Source organism: Burkholderia sp. SIMBA_051 (assembly GCF_046534915.1).
GTDB classification, from domain to species: Bacteria; Pseudomonadota; Gammaproteobacteria; order Burkholderiales; family Burkholderiaceae; genus Burkholderia; species Burkholderia ambifaria.
Map to the genome: position 1 here is coordinate 40409 of NZ_JAWRXS010000007.1, position 24789 is coordinate 65197.

A 24789-nucleotide genomic window follows, 5' to 3' on the forward strand; every position below is an offset into this window, starting at 1 on the left:
GTGTGGCGCGCATGGCCGGCAAGCGCCGGTATGGCCGGTGTCGCGCGAGTTCGCGTGCGGATTCGCGTGCGGATTCGATTAAGCTTGCTGCTCGCCGCTTTTCTCGTCTGACCAAATCGACCCGACGACCGCACCAATGACCGCTTTCCTGCTGATCTGGAGCCCCAAGAAGTGGCCGTGGCCCGAGCTGCCCGACGTCGCCGCGCGCGTGAAGGCCGGCGAGGCCGTGCATGACGTGTGGGGCTGCGGCTTCGCACGCGGCATCCTGCCGGGCGACCGCGTGTTCCTGCACCGTGTCGCGAAGGAGCCGAAGGGCGTGTTCGGCTCCGGCTACGTGACGCGCGCGCCTTACGAGGTGCCCGATCCGGCGACCCGGCGCGGCTACCGGCTGTGCATCGACTTCGTCTACGACTGGCTGGTCGACGCCCACCAGGACGTCGTGATCCCGCGCGACGCGCTGCGCGTGCATCCGTACTCGGTGCAGACCTGGGATGCGCAGAGCTCCGGCACGTCGATCAAGCCGATGGTCGAAGGCCCGCTGGAGAAACGCTGGGCCGAGCTGACCGGCAAGCGCAAGTCGCCGCGATAAGCGGATCGGAGCCGGCCCGCCCTCGCCGTTCCCGCGCGCCCACCTCGCGCCTGCGAACGCGCCGAAAGGCCGCAGACCGCCCGGCGGGCCCGCCCCGCGCGTCTCCGGTACAATCGGACGGATAGTTCCGCCCAGGCGCCGCGGCCCGTGCACAGGCCCCGCACCCTTCTCTCGCAGGTTTCGCTCATGTCCAACAATCAGATCCTCTTCGAACGCGCCCAGAAGACCATTCCGGGCGGCGTCAACTCACCGGTGCGCGCCTTCCGTTCGGTCGGCGGCACGCCGCGCTTCGTGTCGCGCGCACAGGGCCCGTACTTCTGGGATGCCGACGGCAAGCAGTACATCGACTACATCGGCTCGTGGGGCCCGATGATCGTCGGCCACGTCCACCCGGAAGTGCTGTCGGCCGTGCAGAACGTGCTCGCCGACGGCTTCTCGTTCGGCGCGCCGACCGAGGCGGAAATCGAGATCGCCGAGGAAATCTGCAAGCTCGTGCCGTCGATCGAACAGGTGCGGATGGTGTCGAGCGGCACCGAGGCCACGATGAGCGCGCTGCGTCTCGCGCGCGGCTTCACGGGCCGCAGCCGCATCGTCAAGTTCGAGGGCTGCTACCACGGCCACGCAGACAGCCTGCTGGTCAAGGCCGGCTCGGGCCTGCTGACGTTCGGCAACCCGACGTCGGCCGGCGTGCCCGCCGACATCGCGAAGCACACGACCGTCCTCGAATACAACAACGTCGCCGCGCTGGAAGAAGCGTTCGGCGCGTTCGGCGATGAAATCGCCGCGGTGATCGTCGAGCCCGTTGCGGGCAACATGAACCTCGTGCGCGGCACGCCCGAATTCCTGAACGCGCTGCGCGCGCTGTGCACGAAGCACGGCGCCGTGCTGATCTTCGACGAGGTGATGTGCGGTTTCCGCGTCGCGCTCGGCGGCGCGCAGCAACACTACGGGATCACGGCCGACCTCACCTGCCTCGGCAAGGTGATCGGCGGCGGGATGCCGGCCGCCGCGTTCGGCGGCCGCCGCGACATCATGGCCCACCTCGCGCCGCTCGGCGGCGTGTACCAGGCCGGCACGCTGTCGGGCAACCCGATCGCGGTCGCGGCCGGCCTGAAGACGCTGCAGCTGATCCAGGCGCCGGGCTTCTACGACGCGCTCACCGCGCAGACGAAGCGCCTCGCCGACGGCCTCGCGGCCGAAGCGCGCGCGGCCGGCGTGCCGTTCGCGGCCGACTCGATCGGCGCGATGTTCGGCCTGTACTTCGCCGAGCGCGTGCCGACCAGCTTCGCGGAAGTCACGAAGAGCGACACCGAACGCTTCAATCGCTTCTTCCACCTGATGCTCGACGAAGGCGTGTACTTCGCGCCGTCCGCGTACGAGGCCGGCTTCGTATCGAGCACGCACGACGACGCGGTGATCGACGCGACGCTCGCGGCCGCGCGCCGCGCATTCGCGGCCCTCGCCGCCTGACCGGAACCACGCATGTTCTCGGATACCGATTTCGCCCACATGCAGCGCGCGCTGACGCTCGCGGCGCGCGGCATGTATACGACCGCGCCGAACCCGCGCGTCGGCTGCGTGATCGTCAAGGACGGCCACGTCATCGGCGAAGGCTTCACGCAGCCGGCCGGCCAGGACCACGCGGAGGTGCAGGCGCTGAAGGACGCGCGGGCGCGCGGCCATGACGTCGCAGGCTCCACCGTATACGTGACGCTCGAGCCGTGCAGCCACTTCGGCCGCACGCCGCCGTGCGCGAACGCGCTGATCGACGCGCGCGTCGCGAAGGTCGTCGCGGCGATGGAAGACCCGAACCCGCAGGTATCGGGGCGCGGCCTCGGGATGCTGCGCGACGCGGGCATCGACGTGCGCTGCGGGCTGCTCGCGAACGAAGCGGGCGAACTGAACATCGGCTTCGTGTCGCGGATGACGCGCGGCCGCCCGTGGGTGCGGATGAAGACGGCCGCGTCGCTCGACGCACGCACCGCGCTGCCGTCCGGCGAAAGCCAGTGGATCACCGGCGAGGCCGCGCGCCTCGACGGCCACGCATGGCGCGCGCGCGCGTGCGCGATCCTCACCGGGATCGGCACGGTGCGCGAGGACAACCCGCTCCTGACGGTGCGCGGTATCGACACGCCGCGCCAGCCGCAGCGCGTGCTGGTCGACAGCCGCCTCGACCTGCCGCTCGATGCGCGTCTGCTCGAAGGGGCGCCGCTGCTGATCTTCTGCGGCCGGCTCGATGCGTCCGGCGAAGTGCGCGCGAACGTGCTGAAGTCGCGCGGCGCGGAAATCGTGCCGCTCGCGAATGCGCACGGCAAGGTCGACCTGCCCGCGATGCTCGCGGCGCTCGGCGCGCGCGGCGTCAACGAACTGCACGTCGAAGCCGGTCACAAGCTGAACGGTTCGCTGCTGCGCGAGCAGTGCGTCGACGAGCTGCTCGTCTATCTCGCGCCGAGCCTGCTCGGCAGCGACGCGGCCGGCATGTTCGACCTCGCCGCGCCGGCGAGCCTCGACGCGCGCACGCGGCTCGCGTTCCACAGCGTCGAGCGGATCGGCGACGATCTGCGGATTCTCGCGCGCGTCGCGCCGCCTGCCGCCACCCACTGAACGGAGCCGTCACGATGTTTACCGGAATTGTCGCGGCCGTCGGCCGCATCGAATCGATCAACCCGCTCGGCGCGTCGCCCGACGCGGGCGTGCGGCTGACGGTGCAGGCCGGCGGGCTCGACCTGGCCGATGTCGCGCTCGGCGACAGCATCGCGATCCAGGGCGCGTGCATGACCGTCATCGAAAAGACCGAAACCGGCTTCGACGTCGACGTGTCGCGCGAAAGCCTGAACCGCACGGTCGGCCTCGCGCAACCCGGCGAAGTGAACCTCGAGAAGGCGCTGCGCGCGCACGACCGCCTCGGCGGGCACATCGTGTCGGGCCACGTCGACGGCCTCGGCACCGTGACGCGGTTCGCGCCGGTCGGCGAATCGCACGAGCTGCGGATCGTCGCGCCGCGCGAGCTCGGCCGCTATCTCGCATACAAGGGCTCGATCACGGTCAATGGCGTGAGCCTGACCGTCAACGCGGTCGACGATCGCGCGGACGGCTGCGAATTCTCGATCAACCTGATTCCGCATACGGTCGAGGTCACGACGCTGCGCCACGTGAAGGCCGGCGACAAGGTCAATCTCGAAATCGACATGATCGCGCGATATGTCGAGCGGATGCTGTCGGCATCGCACGGCGTGCAGCAGGACTGATTGCGGGGGGCGGTGCCCCGGGACATGAAATGGCGGCCGGCGGTTCGCCCCGACACCTGGCCTGACGGCCAACGACGCGCACGGGTCATCGCGTCGCGCTAAGATGCAACGGCAGCGGTTTCGGCGCCGCGACACACGGTGCGCCGCGTACCGGCTGTCCCTTTTCCTCCAGGAGTCGTCCCATGTCCATCTCGATGTACCAGGCTTCGCTGCCCGTCCTCATCCGCGGGCTCACCAACCTGCAGCACATCCTCGGCAAGGCGCAGGCGCATGCGGCCGAGAAGCAGATCGACCCGTCGGTGTTCATCGGCGCGCGCCTCTATCCGGACATGCTGCCGCTCGTCCGCCAGGTGTACATCGCGACCGACACGGCCAAGGGCTGCGCCGCGCGGCTCGCCGGCGTCGACATCCCGAGCTATCCCGACGTCGAGCAGACCTTCGACGAGCTGCATGCGCGCATCCAGAAGACGATCGACTATCTGAAGAGCTTCGAGCCCGCGCAGATCGACGGCAGTGAATCGCGCCAGGTCGTGCTCAAGATGCGCACCGGCCCGATCGAGTTCACCGGCCAGTCGTACCTGCTGAACTTCGTGCTGCCCAACTTCTTCTTCCACGTGACGACCGCGTACGACATCCTGCGCCACGGCGGCGTCGAACTCGGCAAGCTCGACTACCTCGGCGGCCGCAACGAGCACGCGTGACGCCCGGCCGCGCCCGGGCCTACCTGCGGCCGCCCGTCCTCGGGCGGGCCGCGGCGGCCCCGGCAGGCGCGCCTCGCCGGGCGGTCACGCGGCTTTCCGGCGTGCTCGCCGGCCGCGCGCGGCCGGCGCCAGCCGAAACGCGCTCCGGCTGGCGTAAAATACGCACTTTCCTCTTTCTCGCCCCCTTATGACGCTCGCCTCCACGCTCGACATCATCGCGGAGTTGAAAGCCGGCCGGATGGTGATCCTGGTCGACGAAGAAGACCGCGAAAACGAAGGCGACCTCGTGATCGCCGCCGAATTCGTCACGCCGGAAGCGATCAACTTCATGGCCAAGTACGGCCGCGGCCTGATTTGTCTGACGTTGACGCAGGAACGCTGCAAGCAGCTGCACCTGCCGCTGATGACCTACCGCAACGGCACCCAGTACGGCACCGCGTTCACGGTCAGCATCGAAGCGGCCGAAGGCGTGACGACCGGCATCTCGGCCGCCGACCGCGCGCACACGATCGCCACGGCGGTCGCGCACGACGTGCGCCCCGAGCACATCGTGCAGCCGGGCCACGTGTTCCCGATCATGGCGCAGCCGGGCGGCGTGCTCGTGCGTGCCGGCCACACCGAGGCCGGCTGCGACTTCACCGCGCTTGCCGGGCTCACGCCGGCCGCGGTGATCTGCGAGGTCATCAAGGACGACGGCACGATGGCGCGCCTGCCCGACCTGCTCGAGTTCGCGAAGGAGCACAACCTGAAGATCGGCACGATCGCCGACCTGATCCACTACCGCAGCCGCACCGAATCAATCATCGAGCGAATCGCCGAGCGCACGATGCAGACCGCGCACGGCACGTTCCGCGCGGTGCTGTACCGCGACCAGCCGACCGGCTCGCCGCACATCGCGCTGGTGCGCGGCACGCCGTCGCCCGACGTCGATACGCCCGTGCGCGTGCACGAGCCGCTGTCGGTCCTCGACCTGCTCGAGACGAGCATCTCGACGCACTCGTGGACGCTCGACGCCGCGATGCGCGACATCGCGGAACGCGACCTCGGCGTGATCGTGCTGCTCAACTGCGGCGACACGAAGGAACATCTGATCGACGTCTTCAAGGCGTTCGACGAGGAAGAAAAGGCCGCTGCGCTGAAGCGCCGGCCGGTCGATTTCAAGACGTTCGGCATCGGCGCGCAGATCCTGCGCGACGTCGGCGTCGGCAAGATGCAGGTGCTGTCGAATCCGCGCAAGCTGGGCAGCATGTCCGGCTACGGCCTCGAAGTCACGGGCTTCATTCCGATGCCCGGCGGCGAAGCCAAGTCCTGCCCGGCGTCCCACGCGTAACCCGCCACGGCGCTTTCGCCCTATAACCGTTCATCCACACCACGGACAGATCATGGAAATCGGACAATACCAACCGAATCTCGAAGGCGACGGCCTGCGTATCGGCATCGTGCAATCCCGCTTCAACGAACCCGTCTGCAACGGCCTGGCCGATGCATGCGTCGAAGAACTCGAGCGCCTCGGCGTCTCCGGTGAAGACGTGCTGCTCGTGTCGGTGCCCGGCGCGCTGGAAATCCCGCTCGCGCTGCAGAAGCTCGCGGAAAGCGGCCAGTTCGACGCACTGATCGCGCTCGGCGCGGTGATCCGCGGCGAGACGTACCACTTCGAACTCGTGTCGAACGAAAGCGGCGCGGGCATCACCCGCATCGGCCTCGACTTCAACCTGCCGATCGCGAACGCGGTCCTGACGACCGAAAACGACGAGCAGGCCGTCGCGCGCATGACCGAAAAGGGTCGTGACGCCGCACGTGTCGCGGTCGAGATGGCGAACCTGACGATGGCGCTCGACCAGCTCGGCGACGACGAGGACGAAGAAGAAGACGAAGAAGACGAAGAGGAGCGCGCATGAAGAAGAGCGCCCGCCGACAATCGCGCGAGCTGGCGACGCAGGGCCTGTATCAGTGGCTGCTGTCGAACGCGGCCCCCGGCGAGATCGACGCGCAACTGCGCGGCGCGCTCGGTTACGACAAGGCCGACAAGGAGCTGCTCGATGCCATCCTGCACGGCGTGATTCGCGAGCATGCGACGCTCATCGAAGCCCTCACGCCGTCGCTCGACCGCCCGGTCGACCAGCTGTCGCCGGTCGAGCGCGCCGTGCTGCTGATCGCGACGTTCGAGCTCACGCATCATGTCGAAACGCCGTACCGCGTGATCATCAACGAAGCAGTCGAACTCGCGAAGACGTTCGGCGGCTCGGACGGCTACAAGTACGTCAACGGCGTGCTCGACAAGCTCGCCGCGAAGCTGCGCCCCGCCGAAACGCAGGCGCGCCGCAACGGCTGATTCCGTTGGTACACGGGCGCGCAAGCGCCCGTTTTTCATTCTTCCTCCCCTTCCTCGCCCCGCCCGACCGATGAATACCACCGCCGATTCGCTCGTCACGCTCGCCGCACGCGTCGACGCGATCCAGCCCTTCTACGTGATGGAACTGATGAAGGAGGCACAGCGGCTCGAGTCCTCCGGGCGCGATGTTATCCACATGGGCATTGGCGAACCGGATTTCACCGCGCCGGAGCCCGTCGTCGAGGCGGCCGCGGCCGCGCTGCGCCGCGGCGTCACGCAGTACACGAGCGCGCTCGGCATCGCGCCGCTGCGCGAAGCGATCGCCGCGCACTATGCACGCGCGTACGGCCTCACGATCAGCCCCGAGCGGATCGTCGTGACGGCCGGCGCGTCGGCCGCGCTGCTGCTCGCCTGCCTCGCGCTCGTCGGCCGTGATGACGAGGTGTTGATGCCCGACCCGTCGTACCCCTGCAACCGGCACTTCGTCGCGGCGGCCGAAGGCCGCCCGGTGCTCGTGCCGAGCGGCCCCGAAGCCCGTTTCCAGCTCACTGCGGACGACGTCCGTACGCGCTGGGGCAGCCGCACGCGCGGCGTGCTGCTCGCGTCGCCGTCGAACCCGACCGGCACGTCGCTCGAGCCGGACGAGCTGAAGCGGATCGTCGAGGCCGTGCGTGCCCGCGGCGGCTTCACGATCGTCGACGAGATCTACCAGGGGCTCAGCTACGACGCGGCGCCCGTGTCGGCGCTGTCGTTCGGCGACGATGTCGTCACCGTGAACAGCTTCTCGAAGTACTTCAGCATGACCGGCTGGCGACTCGGCTGGCTGGTCGTACCGCCGTCGCTCGTCGGCACCTTCGAAAAGCTGTCGCAGAACCTGTTCATCTGTCCGTCCGCGCTCGCGCAGCACGCGGCGCTCGCATGCTTCGAACCGGCCGCGCTCGACATCTACGAAGCGCGCCGCGTCGAATTCAAGCGTCGCCGCGACTTCATCGCGCCGGCGCTCGAACGGCTCGGCTTCACGGTCCCCGTGATGCCGGACGGCGCGTTCTACGTGTACGCGCACTGTGGCGGCGTCGCTCATCCGGCGGCCGGCGACAGCGCGGCGCTCACGCAGGCGATGCTGCACGACGCGGGCGTCGTGCTGGTGCCGGGCATGGACTTCGGCGTACATGCGCCGCGCGACTATATCCGGCTGTCCTATGCGACCGCGTACACGCGCCTCGAAGAGGCCGTCGAGCGGCTGGCGGCGCTGTTCGGCCAGCACTGACGTCCGGCCGGCCGTCCCGGCGCGCGGCGGCCCTTGCGGCCGCGCAAAAAGAAAAAGGCACCCGGATCGGGTGCCTTTTTGCTTGGAGCCGGCTGGAACCGCGCGGCGTTACGCGCCGAGTTCCGGGTGGTCGCCGTGCGACTGCTTCGCGGTGTCGACGCTGGCGGCGTCCTGCTGCGGCGCGCCCTTCGGCACGGCGGCAGCCTTCGCGGCGATCGGCTGTGCGGCGTCGAGCGTCGCGTGCACGCGCTTCGCGCCGCCGGCCGCTGCCGTCGCGGACGCGGTCACGATCGGCTTCGACGGCTGGGCCGGCGCATTGAGCGGCACGCTGCGGCCATGCGCGACGTCGCGCAGGCGGGCGCGCTCGGCCATGACCTTCGAGCCGTAGGCGGTGTCGTCCGGGTTGGTCGAGCCGTTGTACATGCGCAGACCGTTCGCGAGCGAGCCGCCGCGGGCGATGCAGTCCTTCAGCACCAGCGCGCCGACCTGCAGGTTCGCGAGCGGTTGCAGCGCGGTGTCGGTGCCGCCGAAGTATTCGAACTTGTCGGAATGGACCTTCGACATGACCTGCATCAGGCCTTGCGCGCCGACGCCGCTTTCCGCGTACGGGTTGAAGCCCGATTCGATCGCCATCACGGACAGCAGCAGCAGCGGATCGAGGCCGACGTCGCGACCGGTCTGGAACGCAGCCTTGACGAGCTGGCCGAGCGGCTCCTGCGCGACCCGGTAACGGCGCGACAGGTAGGTGGCGACGAGCGCCTGTTCGCGGTTCGACGCGAGCGCACGATCGTCGCGCGCATCGGCCGGAACCCGCTGGGTCGGGATCAGTTTCGCGAGCGCGACGGGCGACGGGCCGTTGCGGGCCGGATCGGACGCATCGTTCTGCGCGGCGGTTTCCGGTGCGACGTCGAGACCGACGGCGAGCGCATCCGGTTCAGGGGTGTCTTCCTGCTGCGGCTGCGCGCCGGCAGGCGCGAAGTTCGGCAGCGGATGACCGGTCAGCAGACGGGCCGGACCGGCCTGCACGGCCGCGGATACGACCGGCATCAGCTTCGCGGCGATGTTCCCGCGCACGGTCGGCAGCAGCCACAGGGCCAGTGCGATTGCGACGGCGAAACAGCCGACAACGCTGAATAAATGGTGACTGACACGCGTCCCGCGACGCAGCATGTCGCGCACGATCTGCGCATGCTGCTCATTGGGACGCCACGATAACCAAGCGTTCATTCAGATCATCTCCCATGAACATGACTCGTGCGGCTCGCTCAGCTCGATGGCGAGACAGAATACGTGCCGCGGAATCACGATGCCGCCCGCCTTGGTTGGGACGCGCAAGCATCGGGGAAACGGTATAAGTACCGTTCGAGGCCACGGTGTAAGGGGGCCGGCACCTTCGCACATTGGGCGAGGCGGGCATACGCGGTGGCACCCACGCAAAAAACCAGCGTGTGGTAGCGCTGGCTGGGACTACTACAAAAGCCGTCGAATACGCCGTGCAGGTATCGGCGGACGGTGACGCGCTGCGTCAAAGATCGGTGATTGGCGGCTCGAAGCCCTTTACCCTGCAGCCAATGTGAGCGGATTCTAGCAGGGTTTTATAGATCGTCAACACTATGAAATCTCAAAATCATAACAAAAAGTAATTTTGAATCGCCCTTCAGATCGCGAGCCCCTTGCCGTAGGGGCTCCGCGCGCGATCGACTTTTTTCACCGCCGGGCGTGCGCGCGGCCGCCCGGGTAAAATCGGCGATCGATTCGGGGCCGCAGCTGGCCGCTGCGCCCGCCCACCGCTGCCCGCTTTGCGGGCGGCCCGGACCTTCTTCATGAAATACAAAGACTTACGCGATTTCATTCAGCGCCTCGAGGCGCTCGGCGAACTGCGGCGCGTCACGCAACCCGTGTCGCCCGTGCTCGAAATGACCGAGCTGTGCGACCGCGTGCTGCGCGCAGGCGGCCCGGCGCTGCTGTTCAACGCCCCGCCCGGCAATGCGTTTCCGGTGCTCGGCAACCTGTTCGGCACGCCGCGCCGCGTCGCGCTCGGGATGGGCGTCGATGCGGGCGACGACGCCGCGCTCGGCTCGTTGCGCGACCTCGGGCGGCTGCTGTCCGCGCTGAAGGAGCCGGATCCGCCGAAGAGCCTGAAGGACGCCGGCAAGCTGCTGTCGCTCGCGAAGGCCGTGTGGGACATGGCGCCGAAATCGGTGTCGTCGCCGCCGTGCCAGGAGATCGTCTGGGAAGGCGCCGACGTCGATCTGCACAAGCTGCCGATCCAGACCTGCTGGCCCGGCGACGCGGGGCCGCTCGTCACGTGGGGCCTTACCGTCACGCGCGGGCCGAACAAACCGCGCCAGAACCTCGGCATCTACCGTCAGCAGCTGATCGGCCGCAACAAGCTGATCATGCGCTGGCTCGCGCATCGCGGCGGCGCGCTGGACTTCCGCGAATTCGCGCTGCAGAACCCGGGCAAGCCGTATCCGGTCGCGGTCGTGCTGGGCGCGGATCCGGCCACGACGCTCGGCGCGGTGACGCCCGTGCCCGATTCGCTGTCCGAGTACCAGTTCGCCGGCCTGCTGCGCGGCAGCCGCACCGAACTCGCGAAGTGCCTGACGCCCGGCGTCGACACGCTGCAGGTGCCCGCCCGCGCGGAGATCGTCCTCGAGGGCTTCATTCACCCGCAGGAAGGCGCGCCCGCCCCTGCTCCGGCCGGCGCACCGCCGCGTCCGGCCGGCAACGCGTCCGCCGCGTACGAGCACGCGCTCGAAGGCCCGTACGGCGACCACACCGGCTACTACAACGAGCAGGAGTGGTTTCCGGTGTTCACCGTCGAGCGCATCACGATGCGCCGCGACGCGATCTATCACTCGACCTACACGGGCAAGCCGCCCGACGAGCCGGCCGTGCTCGGCGTCGCGCTCAACGAGGTGTTCGTGCCGCTGCTGCAGAAGCAGTTCACCGAGATCACTGACTTCTACCTGCCGCCGGAAGGCTGCAGCTACCGGATGGCCATCGTCCAGATGAAGAAGAGCTACGCGGGCCATGCGAAGCGCGTGATGTTCGGCGTGTGGAGCTTCCTGCGGCAGTTCATGTATACGAAGTTCATCGTGGTCGTCGACGAGGACGTGAACATCCGCGACTGGAACGAGGTGATCTGGGCGATCACGACGCGCGTCGACCCCGTGCGCGACACCGTGATGGTCGACAGCACGCCGATCGACTATCTCGATTTCGCGTCGCCCGTCGCGGGCCTCGGCTCGAAGATGGGGCTCGACGCGACCAACAAGTGGCCCGGCGAGACGAACCGCGAATGGGGCCGCCCGATCGAGATGGACGCGGCCGTGAAGGCGCGCGTCGATCGCCTCTGGCAAGAGATCGGACTCTGAGTCCGCGCGTTGAACGTATCCGGCAAGAAAGACGATGAGCTTCGCCCCCGCCTCGATGATGTCCGACGGATTCTTCCTGTCGCTATCGCTGTGTCTCGACATCGGCCTCGTCAACGTCGCGATGCTGTCGCTGACGCTGTCGCACGGCTTCCGGCCGGGCTTCTGGCTCGGCGTCGGCTCGTGCGTCGGCGATCTCGTCTACGCGGCGCTCGCGCTCGCGGGCATGGCCGTGCTGCTGCAGTTCGAGGCCGTGCGCTGGATCGTCTGGATCGGCGGCGGCGCGGTGCTGCTGTTCCTCACGTGGAAGATGGCGCGTGAAGCGCTCGCGCCGGCCGGCGGCGCCGACGCGGGCGATGCCGACGACACGCCGCAGCCGCGGGCCAGCGCGCGGCGCAGCTTCGTGCGCGGGATGCTGCTCGCGATGTCGTCGCCGAGCGCGATCCTGTGGTTCGCGGCGGTCGGCGGCGCGCTGATCGCGAAAGCCGGCGCGACCACGCCGGCGACGGCGTCGGTGTTCCTGTCCGGCTTTTTCCTCGGCGGCCTCGCGTGGACCCTCTTCATGTGCACGCTCGCGAGCCAGGGCCGCAAGCGCGCGGGCGCCGGGCTGATGCGCGCGTGCCATGTCGCGTCGGCACTGTTGTTCGCGTATTTCTCATACAGCGTGATCGTCGGCGGCTATCGCGACCTGATCGTCCACGCGGTGTGACCGCCGCGCGCCTAGCCGCGCCGAAATGAAAAACGGCGCAACGCCCCGCGAGGGACGTTGCGCCGTTTTGCCGCGTGCTCAGACGGCCGCGCGGACTATTGCATCAACGACGCCAGCCGTGGTGACCCCAGCCACCATAACCGTGACGCCAGTACGGACGGCCGTAGTAGCCACCGACGACCACGGGGGGCGGTGCATAGTATGCGGGCGCCGGCGCGTAATACACCGGCGGGGGCGGCGGCGCGTAATACACAGGCGGCGGCGCTGCGTACACGGGATATGCCGGTGCAACCGGGACGCCAATGCCGACCCCGATCGACACGTGGGCCTGTGCGGCGCCTGCGGCACCCAGACCCAACGCGGCGGCGGCGATGAACGGAATGAGCTTTTTCACTTCGATTCTCCTGCTGGAGCGGTAATTTGTGCGCCCCTGACGGCAACGGCGGGCATGCACGTCGCATGCAAGCAATGTAGCGAAAACCCGTCTCTCGTGTATTGCGCATTTGTTGCAAATTGCAATTCAACGCGGGCGCGGCCAGCGTGCGGCCCGGCTGCGCGAATCCGCTGCTGCCCATGCCGGTCGCGCGATTCCGTCCGACCAGTGAAATAGCGACACGCTGGCCGGTCAGTCTTACCGGATGCGGTAAGCGCGGCCGCCGCGCTTCCGTAATGAACGATTACAAATTCGAGACAAGACGCCGACAATTCAAGAGGGACGCGGCCCACAGGCGATTCGGGGCCGGATGCGACGGTCGTCATCGAGCAGCGAAAGCGCGGCATCCGGTGATCCACTGCTCGCCTGAAACATCGCCGCCCCGATCGTCCCGCCGGGCGCCCGCCATCCGCGCCCGCCCTGTCATTCCTGCGATACTGGCGGCTGCTCCGTTTTCGCTTCGTGGCCCGTCATGTCCCTCCCCGACACTCCCCGCCTCGGCTTCATCGGCGCCGGCCGCCTCGCGCGCTGCGTCGCCCGGCGTTTCGCGGCCGCCGGCTTTCCGGTCGTCGCGATCGCGAGCCGCACGGCGGATTCGGCCGCGGCACTCGCCGCGCATATAGATGGCTGCCGGGCGGTCGACACGCCGCAGCAGGTGGTCGACGCCACCGACCTGATCTTCCTGACCGTGCCCGACGACCATCTCGCGTCGACCGCCGCGGCGCTGCGGTTCGACGCCGCGCGCGCGACGGGCCAGGCGCTCGTCCATTGCAGCGGCGCGTCGGCGGTCGAGTTGCTCGATCCGGCAAGACGGCAAGGCGCGGCCACCGGCGGCTTCCATCCGCTCTACCTGTTCGGCGGCACCGACGCCGATCTCGCCCGCATCGACGGCTGCTCGGTCACGCTCGAAGCCGACGGCGCGCTGCACGCGACGCTGCTGCGGCTTGCTGCCGCACTCGGCTGCCATCCGCTGTCGATTCCGGCCGGCGGCCGGATGCTCTATCACGCGGCAGCACATTACGCGGCGAGCTTCGCGCTGTGCGGGCTTGCGGAAGCGGTCGAGCTATGGCGCGGCCTCGGCTTCGACGAGGCCGCCGCGCTGCGCGCGCTGCTGCCGATGCTCGCCGGCACGATCGAAACCGCACGCGACAAGGGCCTCGCGAACGCCCTCGCGGGCCCGGTGTCGCGCGGCGACACCGGCATCGTCGAGCGCCAGCTCGCGCTGCTCGAGGCGCGCGGTGGCGATCATGCGACGCTGTATGCGCTGATGACCCGCCGGGCGGTCGCGCTCGCGGCCAAGCGCGCCGCGCCGCCGGCCGCGCTGCCGGCGCTCGCGCAGGCCGTCGAAACGTCGCTCGCGCGCACGACCGGGCACCCCTCCCCGCCGCACGACGAGGCGTGATAAGGTGTCGGCCGATGCGCCGCCATCCGGCGTTGGCGGCCGCACGCTACTCGACTGTAAAAAAAGGATGCCAACGATGTTCGGCGAGATCGCCCGTTTTCTGCTCAATACCCTCTTCACGCTGTTCGGCGCCGCGCTGATCCTGCGCGTCTGGATGCAGGCCGTCCGCGTGCCGCCGTACAACCCCGTCACGCAGGCCGTGCTGCAGGCGACCAACTGGCTCGTGCTGCCGCTGCGCCACGTGATCGCGGGCGTGCGCGGCATCGACTGGGCGAGCGTCGTCGCCGCGCTGCTCACCGCGCTCGTCTATGTGGTGCTGATGGTCGTGATGGCCGGCTTCGATCCGGCCTCGGTGATTCCGACGCTCGTCGCGGTGGCACTGCTCACCGTCGTGAAGTGGGCGCTCAATCTCGTGATCTGGATGACTATCCTGATGGCGCTGCTGTCGTGGCTCAACCCGCGCTCGCCGGCCATGCCGATTCTCTACCAGCTCACCGCGCCGTTCCTGAACCCGCTGCGCCGCGTGATCCCGAACCTCGGCGGCATCGACCTGTCGCCGATCCTGCTGTTCGTGATCGTGCAGGTGCTGCTGATGGTCGTCACGCGCGCCGCCGTGTCGCTGACGATGTTCGGCATCTGACGGAGCGACGCTACGCTGCCGGCCCCTGCGCCGGCGGCGCCGAGAGCGTGTCGATCACGCCGAAGCGCGCCGGAATCATCGCGTAGCACACGCGCACCTTCTCGCGCGACAGCCGCTCGAGCAACTGCTGCGCCTCGTCCTCGGTGGCGATGAATTCGACCTCGATCGCAAGCGACCCCTGCAGCTCGAAAAAGCGATCCTCGTGCAGCACCCGATGCCGGCCGAAGCCGGCCATCGCGCGAAACGCGGAACCGCCCGCGATGCCCATCCGGTTGCCTTCCTCCAGCAACCACTCCCATAGCGGCTTCCAGTGCAGCCGGTGCTGCTCGTGCACATAGAAGCGCAAGAAGACCCTGTCCATCGCACCCTCCCGGTGCCGGCGCGCTCAGGCCGCCGCGAACCACGCGCGCGCGGTCCACATGCCGAGCGCCGTCAGCGTGAACGATCCAGTCAAGTGTAGGGCAGCCACCGCGATCGCCCATCCGAATTCGCCCTGCACCGCGTGCGTCATCACTTCGACCGAATAGGTCGAGAACGTCGTGAGGCCGCCGAGAAAGCCCGTGATCACGAACAGCCGCCACTCGGGCGGCAGCCCGACGCGTGCGGTAAATACGACGACGGCCACGCCGATCACGTAGCCGCCGATCAGGTTCGCGGCAAGTGTGCCGAGCGGCACGGCGGGAAAGAATTCGTTGAGCGCAAGGGCCAGGAACCAGCGCAGCACTGCGCCGAACCCGGCGCCGACGAAGATCGCGACGATCGAATAGAACAAGGGAGCTCCTCGCTGACGAGGCCGCATGGCGGACGCGGCCTACGCCGAACTGTATGCGGAATCGCGCCGCGGCGGCAATGCCGCCGGGCGGTCGGCATGCGCGGAGTCGGGCCGCACCGTATCCGCGCATTTCATGATTTTCACGCGGCTGCCGCAATCGATATTTCCGGCGCATTACGCAGACCATTACAAACCAAATCAAACGCCGATTGATTATTTATTCGCCTTTAAAAATCGAAATGCGAATTGATCCCGCCACGCGCTCGCGCTCAAAACCCACGTCTTACGGGCGATCCGCGTACTTTCCCTCATCAGACATTCCCGCATCCGGACGATATTCGATGCAATCGGCTTCACCGATTTCGTAAAATCATTTCGCCCCCTACTCCATCGACATGGAGATTCGAAAAATGAACAATATCCGCGTGTCCTCCATGTTGATTCCGGCACTGTGCGCGTCGCTGCTCGCCTCGACGGTTGCGCTCGCCGAAGGTAACGGCATCCCGTCCTTCGTCGAAGGCAACCGCGCACCGAAGGGGTATGCGCGGCCGCCGTTCCATACCAAGCCGCGCGCCAGTACCGCCGCGGTAGCCGGCCTCACGCCCTCGCTCGCACGGCATGCCTACGGATTCGACGCGCTCGCGAACCAGGGCGACGGGATGGTCGTCGCGATCGTCGACGCGTACGACGACCCGAAGATCGAAGCCGATCTCGGCGTGTTCAGCAACACGTTCTCGCTGCCGGCCTGCACCACGGCGAACGGCTGCTTCACGAAGGTGTACGCGCGCGGCCCACGGCCCAGGACGGACGCGGGCTGGTCGCTCGAGATATCGCTCGACGTCGAATGGGTGCATGCGATCGCGCCGAAGGCGCGGATCCTGCTGGTCGAGGCGGCGTCCGCCAGCTTCAACGACCTGCTGGCCGCGGTCGACATCGCGGTCAAGCGCGGCGCGTCGGTCGTGTCGATGAGCTTCGGCGGCAACGAGTTCAACACCGAGTCGGGCTTCGACAGGCACTTCAACGTGCCGGGCGTCACGTTCGTCGCGTCGTCGGGCGACAGCGGCACCGGCACCGAGTACCCGGCGTCATCGCCGTACGTGGTCGCGGTGGGCGGCACGACGTTGTCCACCGACACATCCGGCAACTACATCGGCGAAGCCGCGTGGAGCGGCAGCGGCGGCGGCGTGAGCACGATCGAGGCCGAGCCGGCCGGGCAGACCGGCTGGCCAGTGCCGGTGGCCGGCAAGCGCGGCGTGCCCGACGTCAGCTACGACGCGAATCCGTCCAGCGGGTTCGCCGTGTACGACTCGGTCAGCTATCAGGGGCAGGCGGGCTGGTTCCAGGTCGGCGGCACGAGCGCCGGCGCGCCGCAATGGTCGGCGCTCGTCGCGATCGCGAATTCGCTGCGCGCGGCAGCCGGCAAACACGCGCTGAGCGGCACCTACGACACGCTCTATACGGTCGGGAAAAATGCCTACGGCAGCGACTATCACGACGTGACGACCGGATCCAACGGCAATTGCGGCAGCGTCTGCAACGCGGCCGGCGGCTACGACTATGTGACGGGGCTCGGTTCGCCGATCGCGCCGGCGCTCGTCCAGGCGCTCGTCGGACAGCCGTAACCGCGCGGTCGCCGGCCGGTTCGTCGCGCGGCGCTCAGCCGCCGCGCCACGCGCGATCGAGCGCGGTCAGCGTCGCGAGCGCGCCGCCCTGCAGCCCGATCACGTCCGCGCGGCGCGCATGGGCTTCGCGTGCGTTGATGCGGATCACGTCGGCGCCGAGGCGTTCGCTCAGCAGCCGCACGGTCGGAATCGCGGTGCCCGCGCCGATCTCGACGACGCTCACCCGTCCTGCCCGTGCGATCCAGTCCTGCAGCGCCCGCTCCTGCGCGTCGTAGCGTTCGCCGAGCCAGCCATCGTCGCCGAACATCAGGATGTTCGGCCGCGCCAGGCTGCCGCAACGCGGGCAGCGCGGCAGCTCGCCGACCAGCCGGCACGCGGCTGCGTCGACGTCGGGCGTGAACGGCGCGGCGTCCCAGGTGTCGTCCGAGCACGGTCGCAGGCACTGCATCGAATGAATCGAACCGTGGATCTCGACGACGCGCGCCGGATCGAAACCCGCCTTCTGGAACTGGCCGTCGACATTGCTCGTCAGCACGAAGCCGCCGTTCGGCATCGCGTCCATCCAGCGCCGCAGGATCGCGAAGCCCGCGTGCGGCACCGTCTCCCGATAGAGCGCGAGACGATGCCCATAGAATCCCCAGGCAAGCTGCGGATGCGCGCGGAACGCGTGCGGCGACGCGATTTCGTGGAACGCGAAACGCTCGTGGCGCAGCGCCGGATACGCGCGCCAGAAGCCGTCCGTGCCGCGGAAATCGGGCAGCCCCGAATCGACGCCGATGCCGGCGCCCGCCGTCACCAGCAGCGCATCGGCGCGCGCGAGCGCGTCGACGGCGGACGCGACGAGATGCGCCGGCAATTGCGCGCCAGCAGCGCTGCAATCGGTGGAGCCGGACGAATCGGGTAATTCGGGTGAATCGGAAAGCGGCATGATGGCGCGGTGGTGGCGTCGAACGGTGCCGGACGGGCATCGCGCGATCTTACGCCCGTTCGAGCACCGTGACGCGGCATCACGCAGTCGCGGTGCGCACGCCCTCGGGCTCCCGCAGCGCGACGTACTGCAGCAGCATGATCGTCTTCGCGTCGACGATTTCACCGCGCTCGACGGCATCCAGCGCCGCGTGCAGCGGCATCTCGACGACCTCCAGATCCTCGCCTTCTTCCGCGATGCCGCCGCCGTCGCCCGTGCGCAGCGACGCATCGTATTCGCCGACGAAGAAATGCAGCTTCTCCGTCACCGAGCCCGGGCTCATGAACGCCTCGAACACCTTGCGCACGCCGCGCACGCGATAGCCGGTTTCCTCTTCGGCTTCCGCGCGAATGCGTGCGTCGGGCGTCGCGTCGTCGAGCAGGCCGGCGGCCGCTTCGAGCAGCATTCCGTCGTGTCCGTTGACGAACGCCGGCATCCGGAACTGCCGCGTGAGCAGCACGTCGCCCGTCGCCGCGTTGCGCAGCAGGATGGTCGCGCCGTTGCCGCGGTCATAGGTTTCGCGGCTCAGCCGCTGCCACGTGCCATCGCGGCGCAGAAAATCGAACGTCACCTTCTTCAGCACATACCAGTCATCGGATAGCACCGTCGTATCGACGATGCGCACGCGGTCCTGCGTTGCGGCCATGGCGGCCTCCCATTCGACATATGACGGCGCCCATGGTAACGTGCATATTCGTGCAATTTCAAGAAATTTCGTGCATAACCGATGCTGACGACCCAACGCAAGAAAGCGATCCTCGATGCGCTCGCCCGCGACGGCCAAGTGCTGGCCACCGAACTGAGCGTGCAATTCGGCGTGTCCGAGGACACGATCCGCCGCGACCTGCGCGAACTGGCGGCCGAAGGCCTGCTGCAACGCGTGCACGGCGGCGCGCTGCCGGCGTCACCCGCCGTCGCGCCGTTCGCACAGCGCGAGACGCTCGAAACCGCCGAAAAACGGCGCATTGCCCGTCGGGCCGCGCAGATGATCGCGCCCGGTCAGGTCGCGATCGTCGATGGCGGTACGACGTCGGCGCTGCTCGTCAGCCAGTTGCCGCCCGACCTGCGCGCGACGATCGTCACGCACAGCCCGAGCGTCGCCGTCGCGCTGGCCGCGCATCCGTCGATCGACGTGATCCTGATCGGCGGACGCTTGTACAAGCATTCGATCGTCGCGGTGGGCGCCGCGGCGATGGAAGGCATCTCGCGTATCCATGCCGACCTGTACTTCATGGGCGTGACCGGCGTCCATCCGGTCGCGGGGCTGAGCACCGGCGATTTCGAGGAAGCGGCGATCAAGCGCGCACTCGCCGGACGCGCGGCCGAGACGGTCGTCCTTGCTTCGCAATCCAAATTACGTGCTGCGTCGCAGTTCGTGATCGGCGAGCTTGCACTCGCGCAAACCATCGTGGTCGAGCAGGAAACCGACTCGGCGCTGATCGAGCCGATCGAGGCGGCGGGCGTGACGGTCGTACGCGCCTAGGCGCTCAGCGGGCCGCTACCGAGCGAAACGCGCGATAGGCATCGGCGTGAAGCTCGAAGCCGATGCCCGGCGCCTGCGGCACGGCCGCGCAGCCGGCGTCGAGCGTTTCGCCGTCCGGCAGCCCGCTGAACGGATGGAACGCAAACGGATTGACTTCCGCGCCGCCGAGCCCGAGCGCGGCCACGACGTGCAGCGAGAACAGATGACCGCCGTGCGGCCAGAACGCATCGCGCCGCCAGCCGTTCGACACGAAATGATCGACGATCTGCAGATAGCCCGGCAGGCCGTAGCAATGCACCGGATCGAACACGAGGAAGTCGCGGTCTGCTCGCAGGCCGCCGTAGCGTGCGAGCAGCTTCGCTTCCGCGAGCGAGAACAGCGCCTCGCCGGCCGCGACCGGCGGCGTGTATTGCGCAGTCAGGTCCGCATGCAGCGGCAGGTCGAGCGGATCGCAGAGGTCCTCGAACCACCAGAGCGCGAACGGTGCCAGCATCGCGGCGGCGGCGCGCCCGCTCGCCGCGTCGTACGTGTTCATCGCGTCGACCGCGAGGTGCGAGCTGTCGGCAAGGCAGGCAGCGGCGGCTTCGATGCGTCTTTTGTCATCGTCGAGATCCGGGCCGCCGATCTTGATCTTCGCATGCGTGTAGCCGAGATCGGCGATGCGACGCATCTCGTCCGACAGGCGTGCGAGATCGTCGTGCGGATAACGGTAGCCGCCGCCGGCGTACACGCGCACGCGACGCGCTGCGTGGCGCGCGAGCCGGTTGGCAAGAAAGCGATGGAGCGGCAGGCCGGCGATTTTCGCGGCGGCATCCCAGATCGCCATGTCGAGCACGCCGATCGCCACGCAGCGTTCGCCGTGACCGCCCGGCTTCTCGCCGGCCATCATCGCGCGCCATGCGCGAAACGGATCGAGGTTCGTACCGGCGTCGTCGGCGATGGTGTCCGCGGCGGCCACCAGGCGCGGGCCGAACCGTTCGCGAATCAGCCCACCCTGCGCATAGCGGCCGACCGACGCGTAACCGTAACCCGTCACCGGGCGGCCGTCGCGCACGACATCCGTGACGATCGCGACGACGCTCGTCGTCAGGCCGCCCGACGGAATCGCCGGGTCGGCGTAACGGGAAACCGGGATCGCTTGCTCGCGAATGTCGGTGATGCGCATGGTCGGGTTCCGGAGGAAACGTTCTGCGTTCGCGGGCCATGCACGCGATGCGGCCGGCGCGCTGGCGGATCGCTGCATCATAGGTGCTTGCGCGAAGTCTTGCAGGCTCGCGATCATCACGACGACGCGGCGTCATGCGGCTCCATCGGCATCGCCCAAATGGCGCTGCTCGGCGTCGGAATACCGATGAATGCTCTGTCATGCTCGATGCGCGACGCGCGTTGCGTGCGTCGAATCCGCGCATCGCACCGCGCTGGCAGTGAATGAGATGGACAACCAACACCAAGCGCGTATGATGAATTTGTCCGAGCACGGGTGGTCGAGTTGCTGGCCGCTCGCCCCGCCATCTTCCTCATTGCTGCGTCGTGCGTTCATCAGCACGCGTCGCTGCCTTTTTCACCCTACCCGTCGCGCCGCGCAGCGGTGATACCGGTCGGAAGTGTTCGTCCACGCGATTTGTCGCGACCGAACTCAGGAGTTCATCATGAGCATGCATCTCTATCGTGGCTTCGAAATCTATCCGCTGATTTATCCGCACGTGCCTTCCCAGAACGGCAACCCGCACAACTACGACGGCGGCTTCGACGCGGCCGTGAAGATTTGCCAGCGCGGCACTGCCGACACGGTGACCCGCAGCGAAACATTCCGGCTGCTCGGCAACGCGCCGTTCGAATCGGCGGGCGAAGCGCGCCGGGCGTCCCTTCGCTATGCGGAGGAGATCATCGACGGCAATCGCGGCGAGCAGCCGCTCTTCGCCAACTCCCACTGACGTATCTTGCAGCGGTAGCGCGGTCGCCTATCACTTCGGATCACGAAGCGATAATCGGCGCGCGCATCGTCCCGATCGCGCGGCACGAGATCGCCGAATCCGACGCAGCTCCGCATAACGGCCTCGCCAGTTCGGCGTTGCGTCATCACCCGGCGTCGCAGATGCTTTCGGCCGCGCGCACACCGTCGATCCGCGTCGGCTAGTTCGAATGCGATCCGACGAGATGGCGAGTGCCGTCACAACTTCGCTCGACCAGCGTTCCTTCATGCATTGTTTGAAAACGGGATCTGCATGACGACGATCGTCCTCAAGCCCAACGAACCGGTCGATGTCGCGCTTCGGCGCTTTCGGCGAGACATCGAAAAGACAGGCCTGATCCGCGAGTTGCGCAGTCGCACCGGTTATGAAAAGCGGACGACGCAGCGCAAGGGCGAGAAGGCCAGCGCCGTCGCGAGACAGCGCCTGCGCGCCAAGCGCATGTTGCCGCCTCGCAAGCCGTACTAGGAGAACGCCATGTACCAGCCGCCCGTCGAAGCCCCGCCGTTCTTTCCGTTGACGAAATGCGAAGTCGATTTCGATCGACAGAACGATGCGATCACGCTTTTGCCGAGCTTCTACGCGTTTGGCTGCGAGTACACCAGTCGCGGCCTGCTGATCGGCCGCGATGATGCGTTCAAATTGATTGCCGCGATCGAAAAGGCGCTGAGCGTCGAGAAGTGAGCTTGGGCTGGGAGTGGTCGAATCGCATCGCGTAGCGCGGGCCGGCTGCTGCTTCCGGGCAATACGGATTTGCATGGATGCTGATGCATCCGCGAAAGAACATTTCCGAAATCGCGGCGGGCTGCGGATTTGCCGACGCGTCGCGTCTCGGGCCCAGGTTTCGGCGCGCGTACGGGATGTGGCCGCGCGCGTATCGTGAGCGTCAGGCGCCCGGCGCGCTCAGCGGGATAGCGGGACCGGCCGAGCGTGCGACCACGCTCGGCGAGCTGTTCCCGAACCGGAACGAGTCTTACTGAACCGGAATCCGCCGGACCGCCATTCCTGCCGAAAGCCCCGTGGAATGACGCGTCATGCCGGCGTCAGGCGAACACGAAATACTTGCGCACAGTCTCAACCACTTCCCAGGTCCCTTTCATGCCGGGCTCGATGACGAACACGTCGCCGGCTTTCAGGTGCACCGCCTCCTCGCCTTCCGGCGTGATGATGCAGTAGCCGCCGAGGAAGTGGCAGTACTCCCACTTCTCGTAGTTCACCTCGAACTTGCCTGGCGTGCAGATCCACGTGCCCATGATCTTGCTGCCGTCCTTGGAGAGGTAGGCGTTGAGGTTCACGGTGTGCGGATCGCCGCCGATGCGCTTCCATTTGGTGGCATCAAGGACCGGGGTCGGGCAGGTTTCGCGCAAAACGGTGATGAAATCGGACATGTCAGCTCCAGACTTACAATCGGATGAGAGGTCTGTCACGTTAGTTCGAATGCCGCACCGGGGCTTGTATGGTTCCGACACCGACTCGTCTAATTTCGACACCGGCTCGCGTGGTGGGGCGCTGCGGCGCGCATTCCATTTCGCGTTGCATTGACTGACGGCTTCCGGCGGATCGTTATTCACTTTTCCCGCTGGTGTCATCGCCTCCACGCCAAGCGATGCCGGCTTCGATACCACCGGCCAAAACGCCTCGCTTGCAACATCTCGACCAAACCCTGTACAATCATCCGTTCTGCGGGCGTCGTATAATGGCCATTACCTCAGCTTCCCAAGCTGATGACGTGGGTTCGATTCCCATCGCCCGCTCCACACACCAACTAGCCCGTTGTTTCCATTGGGTTATGTGCGTGTCTCGCGAGCTTAGCCGCACCACTACTACAGTGGTTTCCTACGGTGGCTCAAATCTCCTGTCTCTATCGTCGCCCTAGCGGTATTTGCGTTGTTCGTCTCGTCGTCCCGCATCGGTTGTGCGCACAGTCGGCAAGAACGAGGTTCGTGCGTCCATCTCACTTCGGGATTGGGGCGCCGTGAAACTCGTCGCTCAGCGAATTCAGTAGCATTGGCGCGAGCATTTCATGACATTGGACATCGAACAACTGAGAGCGGAAGCACATGGTCAGCGTCAATCCGGCCTCGGACTACAAGCGGGGAGACGGGCGATTGCCAGCAAAGAGCAGGCGCACACCGATAATCGACATGCGACCGGGATGGCATCGCGCCGCACGCGCCGCCTGATTTACGCCCCGTGCTCAAGCCCGAGTCGAGGAGACTGACTGCCTCCCGCCGGACCATGCCCCAGCTCGTTTCATCGCGCTCAGCAACCACGCTGGGGTTAGCTGATGAGTCAATCGTGTGTATGGCCCGGCGACAGGCTCCGCCGAACCACCCAAGACCCACGCCGTATCCGCACTTGCTTCGTAAACTGCGAGACCTCTTTCCGTAACTGCAAGAGAGAAGTCTAGACCGGTCTTCCCCACTCGATAGCTTGTTTGGAATTGACCATCAGGATAGCTGACGATCTGAACCAAGTGATCGACTTCCTTTCGCAAGGCATCTCTGGCTAGGGTTACACGGGTAGCAGTTGACGCAGTCGTTACTCCCAACCCGGGCGGACAATATGCAACGCCATCCACAACCATGAACCCAGACACCCCGCCGCGACGCCCCATGTCGATTTCTTGAGCCGTATGCGGGGTGCTGCGGGCCAAGGTTCCGAATAGGGGACGGAGCAGTCCGGGCCAGCTTCTCACAACCGTCTCTATAAGAGATTGCTGGCAGAACGGCAACTCTTCACTATGTGGTCGGACATCGATAAGACACGCCACATCGTCAATAAACATCACGTAGAGTAAATAATCACCACGCTCTGTGAAGTAGTCCTTCGACGCGAGCGATGCCCCCTCGGAAATCGGCGCATTGGTCAGATGCAAGTGATGAATACCCCAATCTGCCCAGAGCAAATCCGTCCTCATCTGGCGCTTCGCTGCGCTCGTGTCGTGAAGCCCAATTAACCTCTTGCCTTGAAACGGATTCAGATCACTGCCGTCGACCATACGTTTCTCAATCGCTCGCAAACCTGTTTCGGCGGCTCCAGTGAGCCGCATCGGGAAGCGATTCGATGCAACGATTCGCCGAGGAACCGGGTCGATATATCTCATACGAAAATCAAGCCACCGGTAGAGGCCCTCACTGAGGTGTGGAATATCCTTTGAATGCTTGAGACCGACAAAGCTGATTAGCGACTCAACAATATCATCAACATCGCGCTGGAAGCGCTCTCTTAGTTCTTTGCTCGCGTCGTCAATCAATTCCCCTCCTTCTTGCCTGCT

At 67.0% G+C, this 24789-nt stretch carries 29 protein-coding genes and 1 tRNA gene; 21 read left to right on the forward strand and 9 right to left on the reverse strand.

The window, feature by feature from the left end:
• Window positions 1-136 precede the first annotated feature (136 nt).
• The 9 genes from SB771_RS18330 to SB771_RS18370 all read left to right on the forward strand — a co-directional run bounded on the left by SB771_RS18330 (window position 137) and on the right by SB771_RS18370 (window position 8137).
• Window positions 137-589 carry a hypothetical protein gene (locus tag SB771_RS18330; protein ID WP_011656194.1) on the forward strand — a complete coding sequence of 151 codons (453 nt, stop codon included), beginning with the start codon at window positions 137-139 and terminating at the stop codon, window positions 587-589.
• Between the two features lie 186 nt (window positions 590-775).
• On the forward strand, window positions 776-2059 hold the full coding sequence (gene hemL, locus SB771_RS18335; RefSeq protein ID WP_011656193.1) for a glutamate-1-semialdehyde 2,1-aminomutase: 1284 nt from the start codon (window positions 776-778) through the stop codon (window positions 2057-2059).
• A gap of 12 nt (window positions 2060-2071) precedes the next feature.
• Window positions 2072-3193, forward strand: coding sequence for a bifunctional diaminohydroxyphosphoribosylaminopyrimidine deaminase/5-amino-6-(5-phosphoribosylamino)uracil reductase RibD (gene ribD / locus SB771_RS18340; protein ID WP_175660972.1), 1122 nt, complete (start codon window positions 2072-2074; stop codon window positions 3191-3193).
• A 14-nt stretch (window positions 3194-3207) separates the two neighbouring features.
• Window positions 3208-3837 carry a riboflavin synthase gene (locus SB771_RS18345; protein ID WP_175660971.1) on the forward strand — a complete coding sequence of 210 codons (630 nt, stop codon included), beginning with the start codon at window positions 3208-3210 and terminating at the stop codon, window positions 3835-3837.
• Between the two features lie 182 nt (window positions 3838-4019).
• Entirely contained in the window at window positions 4020-4538 is a 519-nt protein-coding gene (locus tag SB771_RS18350) for a DUF1993 family protein (protein WP_012363273.1), read from the forward strand.
• Between the two features lie 187 nt (window positions 4539-4725).
• Complete coding sequence (gene ribBA / locus SB771_RS18355; RefSeq protein WP_011656189.1) at window positions 4726-5868, forward strand: bifunctional 3,4-dihydroxy-2-butanone-4-phosphate synthase/GTP cyclohydrolase II; 1143 nt, start codon at window positions 4726-4728, stop codon at window positions 5866-5868.
• 52 nt (window positions 5869-5920) lie between these two features.
• On the forward strand, window positions 5921-6436 hold the full coding sequence (ribH, locus tag SB771_RS18360; protein WP_006754953.1) for a 6,7-dimethyl-8-ribityllumazine synthase: 516 nt from the start codon (window positions 5921-5923) through the stop codon (window positions 6434-6436).
• Complete coding sequence (gene nusB / locus SB771_RS18365) at window positions 6433-6870, forward strand: transcription antitermination factor NusB (RefSeq protein ID WP_006754954.1); 438 nt, start codon at window positions 6433-6435, stop codon at window positions 6868-6870. The genes ribH and nusB overlap by 4 nt, the downstream gene beginning before the upstream one ends.
• 70 nt (window positions 6871-6940) lie before the next feature.
• Complete coding sequence (locus tag SB771_RS18370) at window positions 6941-8137, forward strand: pyridoxal phosphate-dependent aminotransferase (protein WP_006754955.1); 1197 nt, start codon at window positions 6941-6943, stop codon at window positions 8135-8137.
• Window positions 8138-8245: 108 nt separating this feature from the next.
• Here the strand turns inward: SB771_RS18370 and SB771_RS18375 are convergent, their stop codons facing one another.
• Window positions 8246-9364, reverse strand: coding sequence for a transglycosylase SLT domain-containing protein (locus SB771_RS18375; protein WP_011656185.1), 1119 nt, complete (start codon window positions 9362-9364; stop codon window positions 8246-8248).
• Window positions 9365-9960: 596 nt separating this feature from the next.
• On the opposite strand from SB771_RS18375, the gene SB771_RS18380 reads away from it, so the two are divergent.
• Entirely contained in the window at window positions 9961-11517 is a 1557-nt protein-coding gene (locus SB771_RS18380; protein WP_126227305.1) for a UbiD family decarboxylase, read from the forward strand.
• 34 nt (window positions 11518-11551) lie between these two features.
• The gene (locus SB771_RS18385) at window positions 11552-12223 is read left to right on the forward strand and encodes a LysE family translocator (RefSeq protein WP_011656183.1); all 672 of its coding nucleotides are present in this window, start codon (window positions 11552-11554) and stop codon (window positions 12221-12223) included.
• 103 nt (window positions 12224-12326) lie between these two features.
• On the opposite strand, the gene SB771_RS18390 is transcribed toward SB771_RS18385, so the two are convergent.
• Window positions 12327-12617: a hypothetical protein gene (locus tag SB771_RS18390; RefSeq protein WP_041491105.1), complete on the reverse strand. Its 291-nt coding sequence runs from the start codon at window positions 12615-12617 to the stop codon at window positions 12327-12329.
• A gap of 511 nt (window positions 12618-13128) precedes the next feature.
• Here SB771_RS18390 and SB771_RS18395 point away from each other — a divergent pair.
• Window positions 13129-14058, forward strand: coding sequence for a Rossmann-like and DUF2520 domain-containing protein (locus tag SB771_RS18395; protein ID WP_175660970.1), 930 nt, complete (start codon window positions 13129-13131; stop codon window positions 14056-14058).
• 76 nt (window positions 14059-14134) lie between these two features.
• A complete protein-coding gene (locus SB771_RS18400) occupies window positions 14135-14698 on the forward strand; it encodes a YggT family protein (protein ID WP_011656180.1) in 564 nt (187 codons plus the stop codon).
• A gap of 10 nt (window positions 14699-14708) precedes the next feature.
• Here SB771_RS18400 and SB771_RS18405 read toward each other — a convergent pair whose 3' ends face one another.
• Both SB771_RS18405 and crcB read right to left on the reverse strand, forming a co-directional pair.
• On the reverse strand, window positions 14709-15059 hold the full coding sequence (locus tag SB771_RS18405) for a DUF190 domain-containing protein (RefSeq protein WP_011656179.1): 351 nt from the start codon (window positions 15057-15059) through the stop codon (window positions 14709-14711).
• 24 nt (window positions 15060-15083) lie between these two features.
• The gene (gene crcB, locus SB771_RS18410; protein WP_041491104.1) at window positions 15084-15470 is read right to left on the reverse strand and encodes a fluoride efflux transporter CrcB; all 387 of its coding nucleotides are present in this window, start codon (window positions 15468-15470) and stop codon (window positions 15084-15086) included.
• A 25-nt stretch (window positions 15471-15495) separates the two neighbouring features.
• Here crcB and SB771_RS18415 point away from each other — a divergent pair, with 25 nt between their 5' ends.
• Both SB771_RS18415 and SB771_RS18420 read left to right on the forward strand, forming a co-directional pair.
• The gene (locus SB771_RS18415; RefSeq protein ID WP_105831579.1) at window positions 15496-15720 is read left to right on the forward strand and encodes a hypothetical protein; all 225 of its coding nucleotides are present in this window, start codon (window positions 15496-15498) and stop codon (window positions 15718-15720) included.
• A gap of 160 nt (window positions 15721-15880) precedes the next feature.
• Window positions 15881-17092, forward strand: coding sequence for a S53 family peptidase (locus SB771_RS18420; RefSeq protein ID WP_175660969.1), 1212 nt, complete (start codon window positions 15881-15883; stop codon window positions 17090-17092).
• Window positions 17093-17126: 34 nt separating this feature from the next.
• On the opposite strand, the gene SB771_RS18425 is transcribed toward SB771_RS18420, so the two are convergent.
• Together SB771_RS18425 and SB771_RS18430 are read right to left on the reverse strand one after the other, a co-directional pair.
• Window positions 17127-18020, reverse strand: coding sequence for an SIR2 family NAD-dependent protein deacylase (locus SB771_RS18425; RefSeq protein WP_175660968.1), 894 nt, complete (start codon window positions 18018-18020; stop codon window positions 17127-17129).
• 79 nt (window positions 18021-18099) lie between these two features.
• Window positions 18100-18705 carry an NUDIX domain-containing protein gene (locus SB771_RS18430; RefSeq protein WP_175660967.1) on the reverse strand — a complete coding sequence of 202 codons (606 nt, stop codon included), beginning with the start codon at window positions 18703-18705 and terminating at the stop codon, window positions 18100-18102.
• An 81-nt stretch (window positions 18706-18786) separates the two neighbouring features.
• On the opposite strand from SB771_RS18430, the gene SB771_RS18435 reads away from it, so the two are divergent.
• Window positions 18787-19542: a DeoR/GlpR family DNA-binding transcription regulator gene (locus SB771_RS18435; RefSeq protein WP_126227298.1), complete on the forward strand. Its 756-nt coding sequence runs from the start codon at window positions 18787-18789 to the stop codon at window positions 19540-19542.
• A 4-nt stretch (window positions 19543-19546) separates the two neighbouring features.
• On the opposite strand, the gene SB771_RS18440 is transcribed toward SB771_RS18435, so the two are convergent.
• Entirely contained in the window at window positions 19547-20707 is a 1161-nt protein-coding gene (locus tag SB771_RS18440; protein ID WP_175660966.1) for an enolase C-terminal domain-like protein, read from the reverse strand.
• 484 nt (window positions 20708-21191) lie between these two features.
• Here SB771_RS18440 and SB771_RS18445 point away from each other — a divergent pair, with 484 nt between their 5' ends.
• The 4 genes from SB771_RS18445 (at window position 21192) to SB771_RS18460 (ending at window position 22492) form a co-directional block, all read left to right on the forward strand.
• A complete protein-coding gene (locus tag SB771_RS18445) occupies window positions 21192-21476 on the forward strand; it encodes a hypothetical protein (protein ID WP_011656171.1) in 285 nt (94 codons plus the stop codon).
• Window positions 21477-21767: 291 nt separating this feature from the next.
• On the forward strand, window positions 21768-21980 hold the full coding sequence (gene rpsU / locus SB771_RS18450; RefSeq protein WP_175660965.1) for a 30S ribosomal protein S21: 213 nt from the start codon (window positions 21768-21770) through the stop codon (window positions 21978-21980).
• 9 nt (window positions 21981-21989) lie between these two features.
• Entirely contained in the window at window positions 21990-22196 is a 207-nt protein-coding gene (locus SB771_RS18455) for a hypothetical protein (protein ID WP_006752092.1), read from the forward strand.
• A gap of 83 nt (window positions 22197-22279) precedes the next feature.
• Window positions 22280-22492: a helix-turn-helix domain-containing protein gene (locus SB771_RS18460; protein ID WP_341770290.1), complete on the forward strand. Its 213-nt coding sequence runs from the start codon at window positions 22280-22282 to the stop codon at window positions 22490-22492.
• A gap of 63 nt (window positions 22493-22555) precedes the next feature.
• On the opposite strand, the gene SB771_RS18465 is transcribed toward SB771_RS18460, so the two are convergent.
• Complete coding sequence (locus tag SB771_RS18465; protein WP_175660963.1) at window positions 22556-22900, reverse strand: cupin domain-containing protein; 345 nt, start codon at window positions 22898-22900, stop codon at window positions 22556-22558.
• 294 nt (window positions 22901-23194) lie between these two features.
• Here SB771_RS18465 and SB771_RS18470 point away from each other — a divergent pair.
• Window positions 23195-23269: transfer RNA gene (locus tag SB771_RS18470), tRNA-Gly, on the forward strand.
• A gap of 440 nt (window positions 23270-23709) precedes the next feature.
• On the opposite strand, the gene SB771_RS18475 is transcribed toward SB771_RS18470, so the two are convergent.
• Window positions 23710-24768: a hypothetical protein gene (locus tag SB771_RS18475; RefSeq protein WP_175660962.1), complete on the reverse strand. Its 1059-nt coding sequence runs from the start codon at window positions 24766-24768 to the stop codon at window positions 23710-23712.
• Between the last annotated feature and the right edge of the window lie 21 nt (window positions 24769-24789).